The sequence below is a fragment of the Oscillospiraceae bacterium genome (assembly GCA_035380125.1).
In the GTDB taxonomy this organism is placed as follows: domain Bacteria; phylum Bacillota; class Clostridia; order Oscillospirales; family JAKOTC01; genus DAOPZJ01.
This window is the reverse complement of record DAOSWV010000005.1, coordinates 80344-103217: the sequence shown is the minus strand read 5'-3', so window position 1 is coordinate 103217 and position 22874 is coordinate 80344. Positions and strand designations below refer to the sequence as shown.

Annotated in this window: 16 protein-coding genes and 1 other RNA gene; 13 read left to right on the top strand and 4 right to left on the bottom strand. The window is 45.5% G+C overall.

The window, feature by feature from the left end:
- Positions 1 to 47 precede the first annotated feature (47 nt).
- Together PK629_02945 and PK629_02940 are read left to right on the top strand one after the other, a co-directional pair.
- Positions 48 to 4364, top strand: coding sequence for a PolC-type DNA polymerase III (locus tag PK629_02945; protein ID HOP10426.1), 4317 nt, complete (start codon positions 48 to 50; stop codon positions 4362 to 4364).
- Between the two features lie 13 nt (positions 4365 to 4377).
- Positions 4378 to 4980 (top strand): GNAT family protein, encoded by a 603-nt coding sequence (locus PK629_02940; GenBank protein HOP10425.1) that lies wholly within the window; start codon positions 4378 to 4380, stop codon positions 4978 to 4980.
- Positions 4981 to 5042: 62 nt separating this feature from the next.
- Here PK629_02940 and PK629_02935 read toward each other — a convergent pair whose 3' ends face one another.
- Positions 5043 to 5681: a hypothetical protein gene (locus PK629_02935; protein ID HOP10424.1), complete on the bottom strand. Its 639-nt coding sequence runs from the start codon at positions 5679 to 5681 to the stop codon at positions 5043 to 5045.
- Positions 5682 to 5750: 69 nt separating this feature from the next.
- Here PK629_02935 and PK629_02930 point away from each other — a divergent pair, with 69 nt between their 5' ends.
- Entirely contained in the window at positions 5751 to 7238 is a 1488-nt protein-coding gene (locus tag PK629_02930; protein HOP10423.1) for a hypothetical protein, read from the top strand.
- Positions 7239 to 7310: 72 nt separating this feature from the next.
- Here the strand turns inward: PK629_02930 and PK629_02925 are convergent, their stop codons facing one another.
- Complete coding sequence (locus PK629_02925; protein ID HOP10422.1) at positions 7311 to 8801, bottom strand: sulfatase-like hydrolase/transferase; 1491 nt, start codon at positions 8799 to 8801, stop codon at positions 7311 to 7313.
- Positions 8802 to 9048: 247 nt separating this feature from the next.
- Here PK629_02925 and ssrA point away from each other — a divergent pair.
- The 8 genes from ssrA (at position 9049) to PK629_02885 (ending at position 17917) form a co-directional block, all read left to right on the top strand.
- Positions 9049 to 9399: a transfer-messenger RNA gene (gene ssrA, locus PK629_02920) on the top strand.
- A gap of 452 nt (positions 9400 to 9851) precedes the next feature.
- Complete coding sequence (locus PK629_02915) at positions 9852 to 11684, top strand: hypothetical protein (protein ID HOP10421.1); 1833 nt, start codon at positions 9852 to 9854, stop codon at positions 11682 to 11684.
- Between the two features lie 274 nt (positions 11685 to 11958).
- Complete coding sequence (locus tag PK629_02910; GenBank protein ID HOP10420.1) at positions 11959 to 13035, top strand: hypothetical protein; 1077 nt, start codon at positions 11959 to 11961, stop codon at positions 13033 to 13035.
- A 23-nt stretch (positions 13036 to 13058) separates the two neighbouring features.
- Positions 13059 to 13631 carry a zinc ribbon domain-containing protein gene (locus tag PK629_02905; protein HOP10419.1) on the top strand — a complete coding sequence of 191 codons (573 nt, stop codon included), beginning with the start codon at positions 13059 to 13061 and terminating at the stop codon, positions 13629 to 13631.
- An 84-nt stretch (positions 13632 to 13715) separates the two neighbouring features.
- Positions 13716 to 14390: an MBL fold metallo-hydrolase gene (locus PK629_02900; protein ID HOP10418.1), complete on the top strand. Its 675-nt coding sequence runs from the start codon at positions 13716 to 13718 to the stop codon at positions 14388 to 14390.
- Between the two features lie 11 nt (positions 14391 to 14401).
- Positions 14402 to 14767, top strand: coding sequence for a VOC family protein (locus PK629_02895; GenBank protein HOP10417.1), 366 nt, complete (start codon positions 14402 to 14404; stop codon positions 14765 to 14767).
- Positions 14768 to 15394: 627 nt separating this feature from the next.
- On the top strand, positions 15395 to 16120 hold the full coding sequence (locus tag PK629_02890; protein ID HOP10416.1) for a DNA alkylation repair protein: 726 nt from the start codon (positions 15395 to 15397) through the stop codon (positions 16118 to 16120).
- Between the two features lie 27 nt (positions 16121 to 16147).
- Positions 16148 to 17917: a hypothetical protein gene (locus PK629_02885; GenBank protein ID HOP10415.1), complete on the top strand. Its 1770-nt coding sequence runs from the start codon at positions 16148 to 16150 to the stop codon at positions 17915 to 17917.
- Between the two features lie 2 nt (positions 17918 to 17919).
- On the opposite strand, the gene PK629_02880 is transcribed toward PK629_02885, so the two are convergent.
- Positions 17920 to 19311, bottom strand: a complete 1392-nt coding sequence (locus PK629_02880) for a PLP-dependent aminotransferase family protein (GenBank protein HOP10414.1) — start codon at positions 19309 to 19311, stop codon at positions 17920 to 17922.
- Between the two features lie 105 nt (positions 19312 to 19416).
- On the opposite strand from PK629_02880, the gene pdxS reads away from it, so the two are divergent.
- Positions 19417 to 20292, top strand: coding sequence for a pyridoxal 5'-phosphate synthase lyase subunit PdxS (gene pdxS / locus PK629_02875; protein HOP10413.1), 876 nt, complete (start codon positions 19417 to 19419; stop codon positions 20290 to 20292).
- Positions 20293 to 20856 carry a pyridoxal 5'-phosphate synthase glutaminase subunit PdxT gene (pdxT, locus tag PK629_02870; protein ID HOP10412.1) on the top strand — a complete coding sequence of 188 codons (564 nt, stop codon included), beginning with the start codon at positions 20293 to 20295 and terminating at the stop codon, positions 20854 to 20856.
- Positions 20857 to 20931: 75 nt separating this feature from the next.
- Here the strand turns inward: pdxT and PK629_02865 are convergent, their stop codons facing one another.
- Entirely contained in the window at positions 20932 to 22848 is a 1917-nt protein-coding gene (locus PK629_02865) for a peptide ABC transporter substrate-binding protein (GenBank protein HOP10411.1), read from the bottom strand.
- Positions 22849 to 22874 lie beyond the last annotated feature (26 nt).

The window sequence follows — 22874 nt, the reverse complement described above, 5'->3', positions numbered from 1 at the left end:
GCAAAAGAACCAAACAGCTCAAAAATCGCGAAAGGTTGGACTTAATAATGGCTGCAACGCTGTCTGAATTGTTCTTTGGCGCGATTTCGGATCCGTTGGTCGCTCTGGGTGAAATCAGAGGACTCGAGATCGATAAAAAAGAAAAGTTCATACGGCTGGAGGCCCTGTATTTCGAATTAATTGAGCCGAAAGCGATCGAACACGCACAGGACGAGCTGTGCGGCCTTTATAAATTAAAGTTCGTTAAAATCTACCCCATCTATCCTGCCGAGTTATTGACTACTGAATATCTGAGCGCATTATGTGAAATTCTGCGGGATAAAATGGCCGTCGTTAACGGATTTTTGGATGAATCCAAATACAGTTATGAAGATAAAAAACTGATGATCGAATTGAAATACGGCGGGAAAGAATTGTTGGAAAAATCGGACTTCATCAAAGTATTAACATCTGCCGTACATAAGAGTTTTGGCGTCAATATTGAAGTGGAATTTTCGGGTACGGTAGAGATCGACCGCAACTCGGGCGAATATGCCGATGCAATCAAGGCGCCGGAATTACCGCCGATAATCGTCAAGCCGCAGGAACCGCCGCCACCCTCCGCAGTGCCGATCAATGTGTTAAAACGTCCGGAAGAACAGGCGGTCGAGGAACCGAGCCGTAAAAAAACCGTCTTTCTAGGCAAACGCATCTCAGAGCCCGCCATACCGATCTCCGAGATTTATCAAAAACGTTTGAAAGAAAACGTGGTCATTGAAGGTGACGTTTTCCTGATCGATAAAAAACCGATCAAAGACGGCTCCACGGTCATTTTTAATTTTTATATCACTGACGGAGGTTCATCAATCGGCTGCAAGTTGTTTCTGCGAAACTCCAGACTTGAACTGGAGGACTTGATCAAAGAGGGTCAGACGCTCAAGGTCAGCGGCAACGTGGAATTCGACGACTTTGCACAGCAGGATATTCTGGTACCAAGCAGCATCTGTCTTTCCGAAAAGAAAAAGGTCATGGACAGCGCTGAGAAAAAGCGTGTCGAGCTGCATTTACATACTTCAATGTCTACACTCGATGCAATTACACCTGCAGCAACACTTGTCAAACAAGCGTATGAGTGGGGACATCGGGCGGTTGCCATCACTGATCACGGTGTGGTGCAGGCGTTCCCCGAGGCCATGAACGAATATGAGAGCATTAAAAAATCCAACCCCGATGCCGATTTCAAGGTGATATACGGCATGGAGGCCTATATTGTCAACGATAAAAGCGGCGTCGTGACCGGAAAAACCGACGCGTCTTTTGAGGATGAGTTCGTTGTGTTCGATATCGAAACGACCGGTCTTTCCAGTCAAAATGAACGCATTACCGAAATCGGTGCGGTGAAAATCAAAAAGGGTGTTGTGCTGGAGGAGTTTAACACTTTTGTCAATCCGCAAAAGCCCATCCCGCCAAAAATCGTCGAGATCACCGGTATCAATGATATGATGGTCGCCGACGCACCGCTGGAAGCCGAAGCGATTGAAAAGTTTCTCAACTTTATCGGCGATTGCACCTTGATTGCGCACAATTCCGAATTCGATACGGGTTTTATCTCCGCCGCAGCGAGACGAACCGGGAAAAAATTCGAAAACGCACATATCGACACCATGAAAATGGCACGTCTTGTATTGCCGGAATTACAAAACCATCGTCTTGAAACCGTGGTTTCTCACCTCGGTTTGGACAAGTTCAATCATCACCGTGCCTCTGACGATGCACGCGTCACAGCGATGATCTTCAATAAAATGCTCGATCGTTTTATACAAAACGGCTGCAAATGCCTTACCGATATGGAGGGAGAACTGGTAGGCGGATCGCTGAACAAGCTCCATGCATTTCATTGCATCATCCTTGTCAAAAACGAAGTCGGTCTGCGTAACCTCTATGAGCTGGTTTCGCTTTCAAACCTCGAGTATTACCACTATGTCCCGAGAATTCCGAAAAGCGTATTGACCGAACACAGGGAAGGGCTGATTATCGGCAGCGCATGTGAAGCTGGAGAACTTTACAGAGCTGTGGCGGAAGGAAGAGAAAACTCGATTCTGTATGCCATCGCCTCCTATTATGATTATCTCGAAATACAACCTCTTTGCAATAATGAATTCATGATCCGCAGCGACGATGACCGCAATAAACACGTCAGATCCAATCAGCAGTTGATCGAATTCAATAAAAAGATCATCTATATCGGCAAAAAGCTCAATAAACCGGTCGTCGCCACCTGTGACGTGCATTTCATGAAGCCGGAGGACGGTATTTTCCGCGAGATCATCATGACCGGGAAAAAGATGAAAGACGCAGAATTCCAGGCCCCGTTGTATTTCCGGACGACAAACGAAATGCTGTCGGAGTTTTCATATTTGTCCGATCAGGAAGCCCGTGAGGTCGTCATCGAAAACACCAATAAAATTGCCGATATGGTCGAAATTGTTCGTCCCATTCCAAAGGGCACCTATACGCCTCAGATGGAGGGTGCCGAGCAACAGCTGACTGATATCGTCTATCAAAGTGCAAAAGCGCAGTACGGTGATCCGCTGCCGAAAGTGGTCGAGGATCGTATTGAGCGTGAACTTGAACCGGTAATAAAGCATGGCTTCGCAGTTTTGTACATGATCGCTCAAAAACTCGTTGCCTATTCCAACGAACACGGCTATATGGTCGGTTCAAGAGGTTCGGTCGGATCTACTTTTTTGGCTGCGATGACCGGCATTTCCGAGGTCAACCCGCTGCCCGCACATTACTACTGTAAGTCCTGTAAATACAGCGAATTTATCGATGATGAGGCGATCGTGGGGTTTGACTTGCCGCCGAAAGACTGTCCCAATTGTCATACCCCCATGGAACGGGATGGTATCAATATCCCGTTCGAGACTTTCTTGGGCTTTGCGGGTGATAAGGCCCCCGATATCGACTTGAATTTTTCGGGTGAATTTCAGAGTGAGGCCCATAAATACACCGAGCAGCTGTTCGGGGCCGAAAACGTCTTCAAGGCGGGCACAATCTCCACCGTGGCCGAGAAAACGGCCTATGGCTACGTTTTAAAGTACTGTGAAGAAAAGGGCATCACTCTGCCAAAAGCCGAAATGGAGCGCCTTGCGGCGGGCTGTACGGGTGTCAAACGAACAACCGGCCAGCACCCCGGCGGCATGGTCGTTATTCCGAAAGGTCTGAGTGTCTATCAGTTTACCCCGGTGCAGCATCCCGCCGAGAAAAAAGACAGTGATATCGTCACGACGCACTTCGACTTCCATTCGCTGCACGATACGATTTTAAAACTCGATGAACTGGGTCACGACATCCCAACGATTTTTAAATATCTTCAGGAGCTGACCGGTGTTAAATTCAAGGATGTCCCGATGTCGGATGAAAAGGTTATGCAGCTGTTTGTATCGACCGAACCGCTTGGCGTCACGCCTGCACAGATCAATAACCCCATCGGCACGTTTGCAATCCCCGAAATGGGCACTTCATTTGTGCGCCAGATGTTGGTTGAGACGCAACCGAAGAAATTTTCCGATTTGCTTCAGATCTCAGGGCTTTCGCACGGAACCAACGTCTGGCTCGGCAACGCACAGGATTTGATCAAGAATAAAACCTGTACTATCTCCGAGGTCATCGGAACGCGCGATAATATTATGCTGTATCTGATCAAAAAAGGTATAGAACCCAAAAAGGCCTTTAAAATTACCGAGATCGTTCGAAAAGGCAAGGCGAAAAAGGAACTTTCAAAAGAATTGGTGGATGATATGGTGGCACACGACGTACCCGACTGGTACATCGACTCCTGCTTTAAGATCAAATATATGTTCCCGAAAGCCCATGCGGCTGCTTATGTCACTTCCGCAATTAAACTCGGTTGGTTCAAAGTCTATAAACCGCTGGAATTTTATTCGGTCTATTTCTCGGTGCGCAGCACTGACGTCGATTACGACTGTGCCGTGAACGGGCTTATCTATACCAAAAATAAAATCGCGGAAATCGAAAACAAGGGAAAGTCCGCCACACAAAAAGAGCAGGACAGTTCCGAAATCATGCAGATCATGGTCGAGATGTTTGCGCGCGGTTTCGAGTTCCTGCCGGCCAACCTCTATAAATCCGATGCCCGAAAATTCCTGATCGAAGACGGAAAAATCCGTCTGCCGTTCTCCTCTATCTCCGGTGTCGGGGATAACGCCGCACCGAATATCGCTGCCGCACGGGATAAGGGTTTTGCCACAATTGAGGAGTTTGCAGCCGAAAGCGGCGTCTCCTCTGCCGTCATCAATTCCATGCGCGATTACGGCGTTTTCGGCGATCTCCCCGAGAGCAATCAGTTGACTTTATTTTAACGGAGACAAGAATATGATTGAATTTGTCGGCGACAAAATCATTTTACGGGATTTTATCGAATCGGATATTGAAAAACGGGTTTTCTGGGAGACCGGCGAAACCGAATGGCAGCTCTGGGACGGTCCGTGGGAATATGAAAACAAAACCGAAGAAGAGAAAAAGGCCGAACTGAGCAGGTATGTAGAGACCATGCGAAAATGGGTAAAAAAATTCGCGGATATGTCGGATGATGCCATGCGCAGCGGCTTTCAGATCGCGGAGAAGTGTTCCGGCGAATACATAGGGTGGGTTAATTCCTACCGGATCAATGAGGATTTTAATGCCGCGAAAAACGGAGAGATGACCGCCGTAGGAATTGATATCTCGGCATTGTCAGCGCGCGGGAAAGGATACGCAAAGGCGGCGTTGATTTTGTTTATCCGTTATCTGCTCGAACAGGGCGTCAATGAAATCTATACCCAGACTTGGTCGGGAAATACCCGAATGATCGGGCTCGCGCAAAAACTCGGTTTCGAGGAATGCAAAAGGAAACCAAATTTACGGTTTGTTCGGGGTGAATATTACGATGGGTTGACGTTTCGATTGAATTTTGAAAAGTTCGATTTATTGAATTAAAAAACACAAGAAACAAGCGGCGTGGACAGAAATGTCCACGCCGCTTGTTTCTTACTAACGCATTAAATTGTTTTAACCGAATCGCTGACCGATCCGGACTGATGTTTCAAATCCGTGTACAACATGGCATAGAAACTGAGTAACTGCTGATTTGTGGTCTCCCGGCAGCGGACGATGTCTCCGAGTGCCTTCGCTTTTTCCTGTCCGGCAAGATCACCGGGACTGCCTGGTTCGCCGCTGATACCGTCCAGAATATTACCGAGTTGTGCGATGGCCTGATTCAAATATTCAGTCTGCACGGCGATTTTTTCAATCTGCTCCAGCACATAACGCAAGGTCGGTTTTTCGTCGGGTTTCACATTGGTTTTGGGAATTTCAACGTTTGTATCCGGTGTTTTGATATGATCAGTCATATGTTTATCCTCCAAATTTAACTTTGGCGGACACGCAAGGCAAATCGTATTTTCCGAAATGAAGCGTGCCCTGCCGTTTTTGACGAGACCTTTTGCCCGTTTGGGATAGGTCGCTTCATATTGATTGCCAAGCTCATCGACCACAAACACGTTTTTTTCGATGGGTGTCGCCCCCTTTGCGGTATTTGAGTTGTCATGCAGAAAACCGTTTTTAATGATGGGTGCCGTCCCCGTAACTGCAAAACGATTGTAACACGGGGCAGGAAGAATGTCAAATAATTCAAACAAACAATCATTGACACATCTCCGATAAATATGGATAATAATAAGGAACATAGCGAAAAGGGGAAAGCGAAAATGAAAGACCGCACCATTTTAGAATCCATGGAACTCTGCGGTCAGTGCCATTTGGCATGGCTGGATCCAGAAAAGGAATATATGCCTTTCGGCGGTTGGGAAGCGGCGCACGATACCGGACGCTGGTGGGATGCCATGCTGCGGCTCGAAGACGCATCCGGCTTTAAAATTCCGGAATTTGCGGAAACCGCCATGTTGAAAAACATACAGTTGATGACCGATAATCCCGTCGGGATCCTGTTAAATCCCCCGGGGAGGCCTTGGTTGAAGACAAAATTCAACGGGCATAATTTCCGGGAAACCATTTTGGCTTTGACGGCGCTTGTTCAATTTCGGAATAACGACTGGGCCAAGAAAAAAGCCCTTCAGCTGATACAGTCTGTCGAGGAATTTTTGCCTGACGACACACGGTTGGATATTCTCGGGATTGCTCAAAAAGCAAATCTTCCGTTGGGTTCCGACCCCAATATATTGCCTTCTGACAGCCCATGGTTCAATAACACCGGCAGTACCGGACGGGCGCTCGAGGGCTTTGTCTGGTTTTACGAGATTACCGGTGAAGCATCGGCGCTGCGGCTGGCAGAACGTCTGGCAAAGCTGAATCTGCGGACAATGGTCAATGCAGACGGTTCGCCGAGGGAAGAAATGTTCTCCGTAAAAAACAACGGCCATAATCATTCTTATCTCGGCACACTTCGCGGGTTGGTGCGTTACGGGCGTCTTACAGGGAAAACGGAATATATCAAAGCGGTGGAAGCCACCTATCGCCATACGCTTTGGAAAAACAACGCGACTTATTCGGGATATACCCCGCACGATCTGGGCTATCCGCGTTTTAACAATAAATTTGGCGAACCGCTCGGGGAACACGGCAGCTGCAGCGATATGATGCAGCTTGCTTTGTGGCTTTCCGAAGAAAAAGGCAATTCGGATATGTTGGATGATTTGGAACGCTTGATCCGAGCGCGGGTGTTGCCCGCACAGGTGATCGATCACGACAATCCGAAGCGCAACGGAGCATGGGGCGTTTACGATTATCCTTACGATTTCGGCGTCACGCCCGATGTGTATTCCGCCGTCCTGCATTCGCTTGCCGATGTGTATAAAAACATCGCAAAAAAAGATGGCGATATCGTTACGATACAATTGAATTTCGATATCGATACGCCGTTTGTGAATGTAAAAACCAAAACCGGAGACGTCAGAGAAATTACGGTCACGCCGAAAATCGATTGCGGCCTTCGCATCAGAATCCCGTGCTGGGCACCCAGAGAATCGGTTGTTTCATCGTCCGGGAAATTAACATGGGACGGCGACTATTTAATCTTTCCGAAAGGGAAAGAGCCGGTCACCGTCAAATACAAACCGCCGACCTATCAGACGGAAGAAATCATGAAAGGTAGCGGCAGAAAGTTCATATTGCAGTGGCGCGGAGACGAAGTCGTGTCCTGTTCTCCGGCCGCCCCGATTTATCCGGAAAAAGAATAACCGAAAATAAAAGATACCGAAAAGTGTTTTCACTTATTCGGTATCTTTGTTTAATCGAATTTTATTTGCGGATTATTTCTGCGGTTCAGCCATCCAGTAAGGCGTACCCGTAAAATCATAAAATAAGGTAGATATCAGCCCCTCTGATTTTTCTAAATCGTATAGAATGGCTTCAAGTTCCGCTTGAATTTTTGCATAGTCCTTATGATTATAAAGATTATTAAATTCATGCGGATCGTTTTCGATGTCATAAAGTTCATAGTACATTTTGTCTTCGCGATAACGCATCCATTCAAGTTTCATATGGCCCTTAATAAGCGCAACTTCTTCACTGCATAAAGACAAAATGTAAGATCTTCCGCCGTCTTTGACCATCTGACGCAGTGTTTTCCCGTCACATTTTTCAGGGATTTCGGCACCCGCCCAATTCAGAATAGTCGGGAATAATTCCAAAGAGCTGACGCGCTCGTCAAAATCGCAGCGGCTTTCCTGATTCGGTGAATGGACGACGAGGGGTACATGAATCACATCTTGATATAAGCTGCCGTTTTTACCCCAAAGACTGTGGTTACCCATCATTTCTCCGTGGTCGGTGGTGAAAACAATATAGAGATCCTCCTTGAATTTTTCACGGGCGCTTTCAATGATTTTACCGATCCATTCGTCAATTAAAACAACATTGGCGAAATAATACCGGCGCCATTTTTGCCAGTATTCCTCGGTATAATTCTTTTGCGCATGATCGGGTGCTTTTCCGCTGCCTTCCGTACTGCCCGGGCCGAAAAACCCGTTGCAGTGATATTTGGTCTTGTCATCCCATTCATCCTCTCGAAAAATGCGATCGCCGCAAAGAGAAGCATTGACCTTATCAATGTAAGTTTGGGGCGGATCGATCGGATAATGCGGCCCTGAAAAACTAGTCCAGATAAATTGGGGCTGTGTGCCGTCGCAGTCCTCGATATACTGAAGCGCTTTTGCGCCGACCCAGGCGTCCGGGTGCATGTCATCAGGCCCGGTGAATTCAAAAACGGCTTTGTTGTCCGGCGGAAGATGCGCCGTATCTCTGTATTCTTTCAGCAAATTTTTGCTTTCTAACTCTTTTGAATAGTCGTCAAAATACCATAGAGAATTATTTTTATCATCCTGCAGATTCAAAGTATCCATCCCGAGGGATTTATAATAAGTGATAAAATGCTCGTATTCCAGTGTCATATTGTTTCTGGTTGCCGCGTAGGGCACGGGAATAAAGTGGCATTTACCGTGAAGTGAGGTTTGATATCCTTGTTTTTTCAGTTCGGTAAAAAGATTCGGCAGCGAACGGGGAAGGGATGCGCCGTAAATATTCCCCGCACATTTTGAATTGTGCGGATAAAGCCCCGTCATCCAGCTGCATCTGGACGGCAGGCAGAGCGGACAGGCGGTGTATGCGTTCCGATAAACATCGCTGCAGCCGATCAGCTCGTCAATGTTAGGTGTGGTATGAGATTTCGCTCCGAAAGCCGAAATCGTTTCAAGGTGTTGTTCGTCGGTGGTAATAAACAGTATTGTCGGTTTTTTCTTCATGTTGAATGACTCTGCATTTGGATTTTGCAGATGCTGTGCACCTCCTGTTGATTCATGTCGTTTTAATATCCTGTTGTAAATAATATTTTATCATTATTATTCGCCATTAACAAGTCATAGGAAAATAAACAAGAGCATTAAAAAGTTTATTTTCAATCATTTCGGTTAATATTGCGGATAGAAATACCGATTGACGATTATTTGTAAATCGAGTATAATATGGATGCAGCCTGAGTCAGTATGCCATGGGGGCGTAAAGGTTTCGACGGGGGTTGTGAAACGTAATAAGCGGGCAGAGCAGCGTGACCTCTTAAAAACGCGCAAACTTTTAATTAACTGACACTAATTTAGTTGCAGTTGCTGCTTAACTAAAGCAGCCGTCCCACGCCTTGAGTGCCGCGTCCTGGCGGGGGCGTGTCTAAGCGGCCCATCTGAAACGGCTTAAGCTTTGCGGCCGAGCAGAAACTCATGAAGCTACCGTGATTTAACGCCTGTCGGCGTGTGTTAATGAGCGGGAATTTTTAAACACCGACTACGCTCGTAGAAAGTTGCGCGGAGTGATTTTCGGACAGGGGTTCGATTCCCCTCGCCTCCACCAAAAAACAGAGACACCAAACCGGTGTCTCTGTTTTTTTGCGAGCAGGAATCAAACCAGGGGTGTAACGTGGCTTGCTCGAGTAAGAGAGATGCTAAGAATGAAATGAAAAAAATCCGACTTAAAACCCTAAAAAGCCGTAAAAACGATATGCAGACAAAGAAAATCGTAAAAAAGAAAACCACAAAACACGAAACAAGATGATAAAATATTTAAATCATCTTCAAGCGAAAATGCCATTAAATGGCAAATATGTAGCTTTTACAAGTAATATATTAACACTTTAAATATGACTTTATTTTATTGAAAAACGCTTTACAAACATTGCTTTGTGTGCTAGAATTATCAACCGAATTAAGATGCTTAATATGCCTCAGCTTAACGCCCTGACAAGATAACAGCATCCGATTTTGGCAAAATTTCTGGTTTCAAAATACTTATGAAAAAAGGTAAATATGATGATCATGAAGCGGTTTAAAAAGATTTTTTCCTGCGTTTTATCTCTTGCTCTCACACTGACATGCATGATATCACTTGGCTGCAGCAACACGGAAAAAACAGTATGTGGCTGGGTATATGCAGACGATTCTGTCTCTTCCGCTGTTTTAAGCATATACGATAAAAGCGGAAATCAAATTTTAAAGTCGGACAATCTTATTACCGATGCACAGGGCGCCATTTTAATCGATACGGCAAAACTGCCCTCTGATTTTAAGATTATCACTGAAGGTGGCACTCTGTACGGCGAAGCTTTCACCGCTGAATTAAGTGCTGATATACGCAATTATAATGCTGAAACGGATACCATCTACATCAATCTTACCACAACGATTATCAGCGCTTATCTTGATAAACACCCTGAAGCTGGTCTTATGGAAGCTTCTCTTGCGGTGAAGAATTTTTTAGAGGTGCCGGAATCGCTTGATCTTTCGAGCGGGACACAGCTCACAAGCGAATATTTTAATAATTCTCAGTTCCTGACAGAGGCCAATGAAAGCGGCGGCATAAATTCGTTTATTGAGCAGCTCTTAGTTGAGATGGACGCGGGGGAAACACATCCTTTCCAAAAACCCTTGATGCTTCAGAGTGCCGCTTCGTGGCTGGCTACTACACTTGCCGAGGGAGCCGTATCCTATGTCGGCGGCGAGTTGATGGGCTGGGGACTTGACAAAGCCGGAATCAACTTTGGCGAAGAGGATCTTACCCCTGAAGAATTGGCAAAAATCCAAGAGGGCATGACTGAGATGAAAACGGAAATGTCAAAAATGTCCATACAGCTTGATGCGATCAGCGATAAGCTTGACAACATTGTCTTGCAGTTAAAAGATATGCTGAAACAGCTTTCCCATCAGCAGGCTTTGTCGGATTACGGGAATCGCGTACTTCAATTGAACGATCTCATTTCAAGCATTTACTCCATACAAAGGGACTTAAACAGTTTTATCAGCAACCCGCCTGCAAATCCCGAAGCGGCTAGACAGAGACTGATAGAAAGGATTGCATCGAATATTATCGATCATGCGGATGTGATTCACAACCAACTGGTGGGTTTGGCGGGTGAAAAGCCGCTTCTTACTCTTTGGCGCGAAATCGTTTATGAAGACCGTTATCTGGATTCAGACGACTATGATAAAATTAAGTCGCAATATGACTTTTTCAAGCAGTATCAGGATGCTATACTTCTTCTTCAGGTAGAGTATTACCATGCCATAGAGGAAGAACCCGGAGAAAATGAATCAATAATCATGGATTGCATTAACCGCTACGAGTCGCATCTTGAACAGCAGGAAGCACTTCTGACTCTTCCGATTGAGAAGAATACCGTTGTCGATACGAAATGGGATGGTATGTACTACTCGGAAAATATTGAATTCGGAAAATCCGATGATACCTTTACACTAAACGGCAAAACGCAAAGTCAGGTTACAACATATATGTCTGAGCTTGCCGGTTCCAATTATGCCGGATTTGAGGATTGGGAGGCTCTGGACTACGATTCTATAGGAGCACTCATTGAGAATCACATTCAAGATCGAACTCCATGGAATTGGTCAGAGTTTATGGTATCTCAAGGATGGCCGGGCGTAACTGTTGATAACGGGGTAGTAGTCCCGTTCTATAAGGTTTTTATTCAGACAAAGTTTGTCTATATGTTGAATGACAGTTCTCATTTCGATAGTATTTTTGATTTTCCCCAAGATGAATTTAAAAATTCCGGATCAACTTTAATAATGGTTTATCGCAGTGTTACAGCGGATGATTATGGATATGCACATTTGAAGGGATAAAATCCGTAGCGAAATGTTTGACGAAATAAATTTTATTTGATGTAATGATTTGAGGTTAAACGTTTTTGGGTTGTATTAAGGTTTGTTAATCAGTATAATATTTGAGCGCATCCGATAAGGATGCGCTTTTTCATGCAATGAAAAAATTTTTTACCTCCGCGTTGAAAAAATCCATAAAATGTATTGATGAAAAGATATATATTTGTTATATTTAAAATAGTTGTTCTGTGTCTATTAATTGAATGGAATTTGTGAGGCGATAGGGAGGATTTGTATGAAAAGTAGAATATTTCGTTTGCTTGCGCCGGTACTTATTGCAATACTAGTTTTGACAGGATGCGGAGAAACAGCCGGTATCGTTTCATCTGAAAGCGAAGAAATTGAGAGTTCAATGAATACCGATGCAGCGTCAAACAGTGCTCAGGTAACGTCCTATTCGGTCCAATCCACAAGCGAAGGAACGGGAATCACATCTCTACAAGCTGCGAAAATCGGTTATAATGAAGCAATAAAATGGCGTTCCGACGCCGTATTGTGGAGTATACAACCGATGTATTACAGCCTTGATGCGAACTGGTCTGATAACGATCTGTCGGAACTTTGGGTCGTCATATTTGCATGCAGAGCAGATGAAACTTGCTACACTGTGACAATTCAAAACGGCGAAGTGATCGGATCATCTGAAGTAACAAGCACGGTGCGAGGTATTGATATCCCGGCGTCCGCTCCCGTTGATCAGCCAAAGATCTCGATGCAGGAAGCCGCCGAAGTCGCAATTGAAAGCGGCATGCCGTCCCATCCGTCGGATGTAATGATTATGTATTTGATCGAAAGCTATACAGAGGAATGGAGCGGTAAGCCGTTTTGGCAGTTTGGATTTACTGTTTCAGATATCGCGTATTTCTGTGCTGTCGACGGGGTAACGGGAAAACTGATTGACCTTGTTGATGCATATGGAAATTCGGTTGATCCGATGAGCATTCAATCGAATCCGGAGACTCCGGAAGGATACTCGGAAGATGTTGTCATCGCCTTTTTCAACGCGTTGAATAAGGGGGATTCCGAGGAAGCGTTTAGCTTTATGTTGAGTGCCAAAAGTTCAGATTCTGTAACAAAAGCCGCATGGAAAGCCGGGTTTGACAGCATTGAATCGATCAAAGTGAATAAAATCGAAGATTTTCTTACGGATTCGTGGTTAGACGGACATGAATATTACAAATGTTATCTATCTGTCACTTTGAAATCCGGAGCCGTTATGAGTGTGTGGGAGGATGGCGAAATTGTGCGTTATCTTCACATGGAAGGCGAAAACGGCGTATGGAAAGTCTCCGAAATCTCTACAAATCCATGATTTTAAAGGAGAGGATTATTTCAATGTTTTGCTCAAGATGCGGTAGCCCGATCATTGACGGAGCGCGTTTTTGCGGACACTGCGGGAATCCGCTCGACAATCCTCCGCAAAAACCAACGGCATCGGGAATTCCGGTCACAATTGCCTGTTACATATTTGACGGGCTTATTGCAAAACATCCGGCGGTGCTGTGGCTGGATCAACAGCACTGTGTTTTTCTTCGGATTGAAGAATCGCTTTTAAATCAAATCGTGCAGGGAACACCTCCGCCGGCAAAACGTGTTTCGCAGCAAAGGTTGGTCGCGCTGGCTTTTAATCCTTATGCGGAACATCTGCGGGAATATTCGTTTGATGATCTTTGCCATCGTTTCCCGAACAGCATTGTCCTTGAAACGAATAAAATCTCATCTTTTTCTTGCTTGCAGGAGTATGACACCGAACGCCATGAGCCCGATCCGAATATCCGCTTCACGCTCAAGACCGACACCGAGAAACACAAAGGGATGTTTGAGCGTGAAGCAAAGCTTTATTTAAAAGAACCCTTTATGCGCGTCTGCCTTCAAAACAGGTACAGTTACCGGGAAAGAAATTATTAGCATCATCTGCGATCCGGCATGAAAGGAAACTTGACACGGCCTTTTGATGAATGTACTATAAACGCAGAGGGAGCGTGATCGGGCATGACCGTGCAATACATCTTTCACAGCGGATTTTTGCTTGAGACAGCGGCGCGTTATTATCTCTTTGATTATTATCAGGGAGAGCTTCCTCAGCTTGACACGCAAAAACCCATAGTTGTATTCAGCAGCCATAACCATCGCGATCATTTCAATCCCGAAATTTTCACGATTCTCAATTCAATGGACATGAAAGACATTTATGCGGTTCTCTCCAAGGATATTTCCGAGAAGAAATACCCCAAAGACATTGAGGTATTGACCGTTCGCGCCAATATCGCTTGTGAATTGCCATGCGGCGAACATCTGGAGACCTTGCAGTCCACCGACAGTGGCGTGGCGTTTCTGCTCACAACAGAAGAGGGTGTTATCTATCATGCCGGCGACCTGAACGATTGGTTTTGGGACGGCGAGCCCGATAACGACAATAAACAAATGCGCGGCAGTTACCGCCACGAAATCAATAAACTTAAAGGCCGCAAAATCGATGTCGCTTTCATTCCGCTCGACCCGAGACAGGATGCGCATTATGCCGACGGGCTTCTTTATTTCCTCGCGGTTGCCGACGCGAAATGCGTTTATCCGATGCACTATTGGCAAAAGCCCGAAACCATCGACCGCTTTTTATCCGAATATCCGCAGTATCGTGACGCGATTCGGTATCCCGAAAAACAATAGGAGAGATGAAAATGAAATTCAAAATGGTCCATGAAAACTACAATGTCAGCGATCTGAACGCTTCACTCGCTTTTTACGAAAAGGCGCTCGGCTTGACCGAAGTCCGTCGTCATACGAACGACGATTTTACCATTGTTTTTATCGGAAACAACGAGTCCGAGTTTGAGTTGGAACTGACTCAGCTCAAAAACCACCCGCAGAAATACGACCTCGGCGAATCCGAGTTCCATCTGGCATTTCGTGTAGATGATTATGCAGCCGCGCATAAACGCCACGAGGAGATGGGCTGCATCTGTTATGAAAACACAAAGATGAACCTGTATTTCATCGAAGACCCCGACGGTTATTGGCTCGAAATCCTCCCTTCGCGTAAATAAAGCAAAAAGGTTATCTATAATTTCCAATAGCGAAAGGCCCGCCCGAAATCCCGATATTCAGGATTTCGGGCGGTTTTTGTCTTTTCTTTCATGCGCTTTCATTATTGTAGGGAATGGTCTTGACCATTCCGAAAATTCCCCTCTTTAATGCGTCGTATGCGATGCTATAGGGGTTTGGCGCGAAGCGACGGGGTGGTCTGTTTCCACGTAGGGAGCGACGACCCGGCGCTCAGAATCATTATGGGCTGATAAAGACCTCCGGTTTCATCCCGTAGGGGCGAACCTATGTGTACGCCAGAAATTCTCCTCTGTGGAGGGGTGCACGAACATTCTTTGAAAGTTTGTGACGGGGCAATCCGTTTACACGTAGGGAGCGACGACCCGGCGCTCAGAATCATTATGGGCTGATAAAGACCTCCGGTTTCATCCCGTAGGGGCGCACCTATGTGTGCGCCCGAAATTCTCCTCTGTGGAGGGGTGGCAAGACCGCATTTTGCGGATTTTACGGGGTGGTTTCTCCTAATTCGCCTGAAAACCTTGATTTTCGACAAATCCGGTATTATAATATTTTCAGAAGATATTTCCATGGTAAAATTCAACTGTCACGGGAGGTGACCTTTCGCCCCGATGAACCCAATCGAAACCATCCAAACCCAGCTTTTCGCTTTGCGGGACGAAACCTACCGGGATTTCAACCGCAAACTGATCCTGAACATCGATCTGCAGACGATCATCGGCGTGCGCACGCCGGAACTGCGCAAGCTGGCCAAGGAACTCATGCGTGAGAATGCGCACGAGCGCACAAAAGAGCAGGGGACTTCCGAATCAAACACAGTAGACAAGTTCCTGCAAACCCTGCCGCATACCTACTTCGAGGAAAACCAGCTGCACGCGTTTTTGATCGAGCAGATCAAAGATTACGGCGAAGCTCTCGCGGCGACAGAGGCATTTTTGCCGTATGTAGACAATTGGGCGACCTGCGACCAGCTCTCGCCGAAGGTGTTCAAAAAGCACCCGCCGGAACTCGAAACCCGAATCAAAACGTGGATTTCCTCCGGCAAGACCTATACCATCCGCTTTGGCATCGGGATGCTGCTGACGCACTTTTTGGACGGCAACTTCAAGCCGGAATATCTCGAATGGGTCGCGGTCGTGAGGTCAGAGGAGTATTACGTCAACATGATGATCGCATGGTATTTTGCGACGGCGCTGGCCAAGCAGTATGACGCCGCCCTCCCGTACATCGAGCAGCGCCGCCTTTCCCCATGGACGCACAATAAAGCCATCCAAAAAGCCCTCGAAAGCTATCGTGTCAGCGAGGAAGCAAAAATGAACTTAAAATTGTCAAAATGAAGTTTAAATAGATGGGAGTAAGAAAACATGAAAAAAGGAGATATTTCAAGTTGGAAGAACGTTGATCAATGTATGAATTTGTTATTTTTTGCTCAATTAGTAAACGAGCTACTATTTGATTATTCTATACCTTCAAACCGAATTTCAACATTAAATAGCCACTTTTTGTGTTATGATGCAATAAATGCAATAAATGCAATAGAAAACAAAGGGGTTCCTGAGGGTACTCTAAGACCAATTATTGAGGAATTGTATAATTCTTTAAATAAAGATACACTATTTGCTCTACTTAATGAATCCCCTTTGGATTTTTTTGTTAAATATAATAACAAAAAATATCAAAAGATATATAATACAAACGAATTAAATTTCAATGATTCTAAAATTATTATAAAAGCTTTAAATGATAAATTCTTTTCAAAAAATTCTTATTATGAGAACTTAATGAATGAGATTATTAAAATTATAATAGATAATAATGTAGAAAAACAAAATGATTTATTTAAATTGACAAAGTCAATTTTAACTGAATTAGTAAATTTAAGATACAGTCCTGCATTCATATATGAGTATACGAATAAGTACTTTTTTAGAAAGAAGAATATTGAAGATCCGCGTCAAATAATTGACTATTTTAGTATTTTTACTTTTAAACCGAATAATTACTCCGTCATTTTTATTATTGATAATAAAGTCGCCGAATTTATTGAGCACTTTGATGGTTTAAATTGTGAAGACTCTTTTAATCCTAAAACTACATTGAATATAGAAAAGAATTTTCTTAAAAAAAGAAAATATGAGACATATTTGAATATAGATGCTAAATCTTTAGACCCATATAAAGCGGTAGAATATGCAAAGAGAAATCTTGAAATTAACCTTTCCTTTTATAAATTATCGGATCATTATTTACAATTCAATATTACAAATATGAATTGTGGTGTTTATGATGATTCTAATCATTTTACATTAGTATTAAAAAATAATAATGCAGTTCAAAAAGCAAAAACTCCAAATAAAGATATAATTAACAAAAATATGGGTGTTATCGAAAAAACGCAGGAATCCGCTGATTTTTCAGCTTTAATTTCGGCAGTGCTTTTTCATTCTTTATCTCTTGATAGTGTTTCTGAGAAAAATCAATTGCTTGATTTATGGGTTATTTTTGAAACTTTACTTAATATCAATAGTAAACATGCAAGCGATAGAATTGATCAGATTTGTGTATATTTAGTACCAATATTAAAAAGAAAATATCTATACTCATTATTCTTACAACTTACTAATGACTTAAAAATGTATTCGAATAGTGAATATAAAAAAATCATTAAAGATAAAACGGATGAGTTTGAAATCGTTCAGCAGATTTGTGAATTCGTTATTTTAGACGAAAAAAAATTAGATAGGAAAAGATTTTTGGATTCATGTTTTGATTTCCCCTTGCTAAAAGAACGCATCCAGTATTATAACAATATGTTAGCTACAGTTGATAAAGTCTATAAATTTGTTGAAAAACATTCTGATCGAGTAAAATGGCAATTAATGCGTATATACAGAAATCGCAATTTGATTATTCATAATGGTAAAACAATGCCTTATTTAAAATTACTTGTTGAAAATTTACATGCATATACTGATGATTTTTTAAACTATACAATTCAAAGTTTATCTAACGGTCATTCTGTTAATAGTATGTGCCAGGAGTTATTTAAAAATGAATGCGATTGGATATCAGAATTTAATAATAAAAAACAACCAATGACATCAAAATTAATTAAAAAAATATTAAGTTTATAAGGCTACAAAATGATAATTCCTAAAGCTGTTATCACCCCATCCAACCGATCCGTGTTGATGCCGGAGTAGTTGATAATTACCATGCCGGGCGCGGCGTGTTCCTGCCTGAAGCAATACTGCGACAGGCAGGATATTTTAATGCCGTTTTCTTTTGCCCGACGAACAATCTCCTCGTCCGAAAGCGCCGTTTTCAGCTTTAAGATAAAATGCAGCCCCGCGTTTTCCTCCAAAATCTCGGCGTTGCGGCTCAGGGCACTATTTTTAATCGCCTTGATAATCAGATTCCGCTTGGCCTTATACGCCTTTTTCATGCGATTGATGTGCCGCTCAAAATACCCGTTTTGAATGAACTTCGCCAACGCATACTGCTCGAATCCCGACACCGTGCAGGCGTAAAATCCGAGTTCTTCCCGAAAACGCGCCAGCAGCGCCTGCGGCAGCACCAGATAGCTGATGCGGATCGACGGCGAGATCGTCTTTGAAAACGTGTTCATATAGATCACTTTGCCCTGCGCGTCGATGCTTTGCATCGTGGGAATCGGCTTCTCGGCAAACCGGAACTCGCTGTCGTAATCATCCTCGATAATGAAGCGTCCCGCTTGTTCGTTCGCCCAATTTAAAATCTCCTGCCGCCTTTTAATCGGCATCACAATGCCGGTGGGGAAGTGGTGCGCGGGCGAAATATGCACGATGTCCGCGCCGCTTTCAGCCAGTTCCGCCGACGAAATCCCGTGTTTATCCAGCCCGATATAGCGGCACTCCACGTTTTCGGCGTGGTAGACCGCCGCGATTTTTCGGTAGCCCGGGTCTTCAACCGCGTAAATCTTGTCTTTCCCGAGCAGCTTGACCAGCAGCCCGTAGAGATATTCCGTTCCCGCGCCGATGATGATCTGTTCGGGTGAAACCGCCATACCGCGAAAATGATATAAAAAGTCTGCAATGGCAATCCGCAGCGCCAAAACACCCGCCGCCGGGATTTTTTCCAAGGCCACGCCTTCGTTTAATACTTCGCGCATCTGTTTCGACCAAATCGAAAACGGAAAATTCGCCGCGTCGATGTTGTTGTCGCAGAAATCGATCACCCATTCCGGCTCTTTTTGCACGGGTTCGTCCGTCTCCGCCTTTTTCACGGGTGCGGTACGGTTCACATGTTCCAGTGCCGAGGCATAATATCCGCTTCTGACGCGAGAATAGAGATAGCCCTCCGACAGCAGCGCAAGATAGGCGTTCTGCACGGTCAAAACGCTGATTTTCAGGTGTTCCGCCAGATTGCGCTTGGATGGCAGCTTTTCATCCGGTTTTATCACACCGTTCTCAATGTCGGCTTTGATGCAGTTATATAAATACAGATAGATCGGGACATTCCCTCTACTCGATAAATCATAAGTCAACATGACGTATTTCCAATCTGGTATTAAATCATAATATCAAAATGGATATTTCAATAATACCAAAATCATTATAGTATATGGTATTCCAAAAGTAAAGGAGAACTTTTTATGACAAACGACAGATACGAATTGAATAAACAACTCGCGCAGATGTTAAAGGGCGGGGTCATCATGGACGTGACCAGCCCCGAACAAGCCGCCATTGCCGAAAAAGCGGGTGCGTGCGCGGTCATGGCGCTTGAACGCATTCCCGCCGACATCCGCGCCGCCGGCGGCGTCTCGCGCATGAGCGATCCCAAGATGATAAAAGGCATCCAAGCCGCCGTTTCGATTCCGGTCATGGCCAAGTGCCGCATCGGCCATTTTGCCGAAGCGCAGATTCTCGAGGCCGTCGAGATCGACTACATCGACGAGAGCGAAGTTCTTTCGCCCGCTGACGACATTTATCACATCGACAAAACGAAATTTAAGGTACCGTTCGTCTGCGGTGCAAAGGACCTCGGAGAAGCCCTGCGGCGCATCAGCGAGGGCGCATCGATGATCCGCACCAAAGGCGAACCCGGCACGGGCGACATCATCCAGGCCGTCCGCCATATGCGCAAGATGCAGAGCGAGATCAGGCGCATGACCTCCATCAGCGAAGACGAACTTTTCGAAGCCGCAAAACAACTCCAAGTTCCCTATGATCTGCTGCTCTACGTCCATGAAAACGGCAAGATTCCGGTGGTGAACTTCGCCGCAGGCGGTGTCGCAACTCCGGCAGACGCTGCTTTAATGATGCAACTGGGCGCGGAAGGCGTCTTTGTCGGTTCGGGTATCTTCAAGTCCGGCAATCCCGCAAAACGCGCAGCAGCCATCGTCAAGGCCGTAACGAACTACAACGACCCGAAAATATTAGCGGAACTCTCCGAAGACCTCGGCGAGGCCATGGTCGGCATCAATGAGGGCGAAATCGAACTGCTGATGGCGGAGCGCGGAAAATAAATGACAACAATTGCAATACTGGCTTTTCAGGGTGCTTTTATCGAACACCGGCGCATGCTTGAAAAACTCGGTGCAAACAGCTTCGAGATTCGTAAAAAGAGCGATCTGAACCGGCCTTTTGACGGGTTAATCCTGCCCGGCGGCGAGAGCACCACGATGGGAAAGCTGCTCGTTGACCTCGATATGATGAACCCGATCCGTGACTTGATTCAAAACGGCTTGCCCGTCTTCGGCACCTGCGCCGGTATGATCTTGCTGGCGAAAAAGATTGATAACGAATCCGTTTCACATCTTGCCACAATGGATATCACCGTCGTGCGCAACGCTTACGGCCGACAGCTCGGCAGCTTCAACGCGGTCTCGGACTTCGACGGTAAACCGATTGATATGACCTTCATCCGCGCGCCGTATATCAAATCCGCAGAAAGTCCTGTTAAAATCCTCTCAACCGTAGACGGTAAAATCGTCGCAGCGCAGCAGGGCAGCCAACTCGTTACCGCTTTTCACCCCGAACTCACAAACAATACTACCGTACACAAACACTTTCTTAACATGATCGAGTAAAATATAAAATCAAAAAAACAAGGCGGCCGATTTGGCCGCCTTGTTTTTATATCGGATTAGTGCTACCGACAGTGATTATTCAGCAGTAACCGAAGCGTACATGAAGTACTTGAATCCCAGCGGGCTCGCAAAGAATCCATCGATTGACGGGCTGATCATGTAGATATCAGTGTAGTAGTAGAGCGGGCAGATGCAGCCGGTGCTCATCAGCAGGTTTTCGGCTTGATGCATCAGTGCAAAACGCTCAACCGGATCCTTGGAAGCCTTGACTGCAGCGATGATCACGTCATAGGACTCTGCCCAGGTCAAACCGGTCTGGCCGTTGTAGCTGTAGCCGGCATAAGTGGCGTTGGCGTCTCTGCCGAATTGGGTGTCATTATTGCCGCTGTTTGTCGTCCACATATCGAGGAAGGAGATGGGGTCATTATAGTCGCCCAGCCAACCGTTTCTCGCGATGGAATAGTCACCGTTCTTACGGGTGTTGAGGAACGTGCCCCATTCCTGAGACGAGACATTGATCGTGAATCCGTAAGTGCCGAACACAGCCTGCAGATATTCAGCAATTTTCTGGTGACCGGTGCTTGTGTTGAAGATATAGGAGAGTTCGGGGAATCCGACAACTTTATTGTCCTCGCTGACAGTGAATTTGCCGGAAGACGCCGCGACTTCCTTCAGAAGTGTAATCGCCTGATCGCAGTTGGAGGAATAATCCTCAGCAGCAACACTGTAGTAACCGGTACCGTCGCCGTTATAACCGTTCTTGGAGATATACTCTGAGCCGTCCGGTTCGGTGAGTCCCATAGCGACAAATCCGGCCGCCGGAACCTGACCGACCTTACCGATATCGTTGACGATGTAGTTTCTGTCGATCAGCAGAGACATCGCTGTTCTGATCTTGACAGCTTCTTCCGGAGTGAATTCGGAAAGAGCGGCGTCATTGATGTTGAAGCAGATGTAATAAGTTCCAAGCTGACCGGTGACAACAAATTCGTCCGGATATTGGGTTTTGAGTGTTTCGATTTCATCGTTCGGAACCGAGTCGATGAACAGATAAGCGCCGCTCTGATAGTTTGCCAGCAGCGAGCTGTCGTCGTCATTGAACGGGAAAACCAGTTTATCCGTCTTGATGGCGTCGGCATTGTAATAGTTCTCATTCTTCTCCATAACCAGCTGAGCCTGTGTGAACTCGGTCACTTTGTACGGGCCATTGCTGATATAGGTCTCAGCTGCTGTTGCCCAGCTCTCGTTGCCGTCGACAACGGATTGTTTAACAGGCATATAAGCCGGGAAAGCGCAGAGTTCCATGAAGTAGGGAACATCAACCGGAAGCACAACCGTCAGGGTTTTGCCGTCTTCAGAAGCAGTAACATTCAGAGAAAGAGCCGATGCTGCTTCAACCGCGGCTGCATATGCTGCATCCGCTGTTTCCTGAGCTGCAGTTGCCGCTGCTGCGGTTGTTTCTTCATCTGCAGTTCCCACGGCGGCTTCTGCCGCTGCGGCTGCATCGTCTGCTGCTGATTGCGCTTCATTGGCCGGCTCGAACGCAGCCATGATTTCGGAATAACCGTCGATGACATCGAACATGTAGCCGTAATCAGCGGCTGTAACCGGAGAAGCAGCTCTGTTCCATGCATAGATGAAATCAGCAGCTGTCAGCGGGGTACCGTCGCTCCATTTGAGATCATCTTTGAGTTCGAAAACATACTGAGTTTTTCCATCAGCAGTTGTGGTTGCGGTAGGAAGCTCTTTTGCGCAGTCGGCAAAGAGTTCCAAATTACCGGATGCATTCTGTCTATATCCAACCAGACCGGAGAAGGCATGGATGATATAGGTTGCGCCATCTACCGCGCTGTTCAGGGCAGGGTCGATCGTATCGGGATACGGACCGACACAGACGGTCATTTCCGACGGAGTCGCTTCTTTGGGCGAGCAACCGATGGCAAGACCGAAGACCATAAACAATGCCAGCAGAATACTTACTGTCTTTTTCATTTTTTCCCCTCCATTTAATTTTCATA

Excerpts from the sequence above, each read along its gene's own strand:
- PK629_02915 (HOP10421.1), top strand. The coding sequence starts at position 9,852 with ATGATGATCATGAAGCGGTTTAAAAAGATTTTTTCCTGCGTTTTATCT.
- PK629_02890 (HOP10416.1), top strand. The coding sequence starts at position 15,395 with ATGAACCCAATCGAAACCATCCAAACCCAGCTTTTCGCTTTGCGGGAC.
- PK629_02880 (HOP10414.1), bottom strand. The coding sequence starts at position 19,311 with ATGTTGACTTATGATTTATCGAGTAGAGGGAATGTCCCGATCTATCTG.
- PK629_02905 (HOP10419.1), top strand. The coding sequence starts at position 13,059 with ATGTTTTGCTCAAGATGCGGTAGCCCGATCATTGACGGAGCGCGTTTT.
- PK629_02885 (HOP10415.1), top strand. The coding sequence starts at position 16,148 with ATGAAAAAAGGAGATATTTCAAGTTGGAAGAACGTTGATCAATGTATG.
- pdxT (HOP10412.1), top strand. The coding sequence starts at position 20,293 with ATGACAACAATTGCAATACTGGCTTTTCAGGGTGCTTTTATCGAACAC.
- PK629_02940 (HOP10425.1), top strand. The coding sequence starts at position 4,378 with ATGATTGAATTTGTCGGCGACAAAATCATTTTACGGGATTTTATCGAA.
- PK629_02945 (HOP10426.1), top strand. The coding sequence starts at position 48 with ATGGCTGCAACGCTGTCTGAATTGTTCTTTGGCGCGATTTCGGATCCG.
- PK629_02895 (HOP10417.1), top strand. The coding sequence starts at position 14,402 with ATGAAATTCAAAATGGTCCATGAAAACTACAATGTCAGCGATCTGAAC.
- PK629_02910 (HOP10420.1), top strand. The coding sequence starts at position 11,959 with ATGAAAAGTAGAATATTTCGTTTGCTTGCGCCGGTACTTATTGCAATA.
- PK629_02865 (HOP10411.1), bottom strand. The coding sequence starts at position 22,848 with ATGAAAAAGACAGTAAGTATTCTGCTGGCATTGTTTATGGTCTTCGGT.
- pdxS (HOP10413.1), top strand. The coding sequence starts at position 19,417 with ATGACAAACGACAGATACGAATTGAATAAACAACTCGCGCAGATGTTA.
- PK629_02930 (HOP10423.1), top strand. The coding sequence starts at position 5,751 with ATGAAAGACCGCACCATTTTAGAATCCATGGAACTCTGCGGTCAGTGC.
- PK629_02925 (HOP10422.1), bottom strand. The coding sequence starts at position 8,801 with ATGAAGAAAAAACCGACAATACTGTTTATTACCACCGACGAACAACAC.
- PK629_02900 (HOP10418.1), top strand. The coding sequence starts at position 13,716 with ATGACCGTGCAATACATCTTTCACAGCGGATTTTTGCTTGAGACAGCG.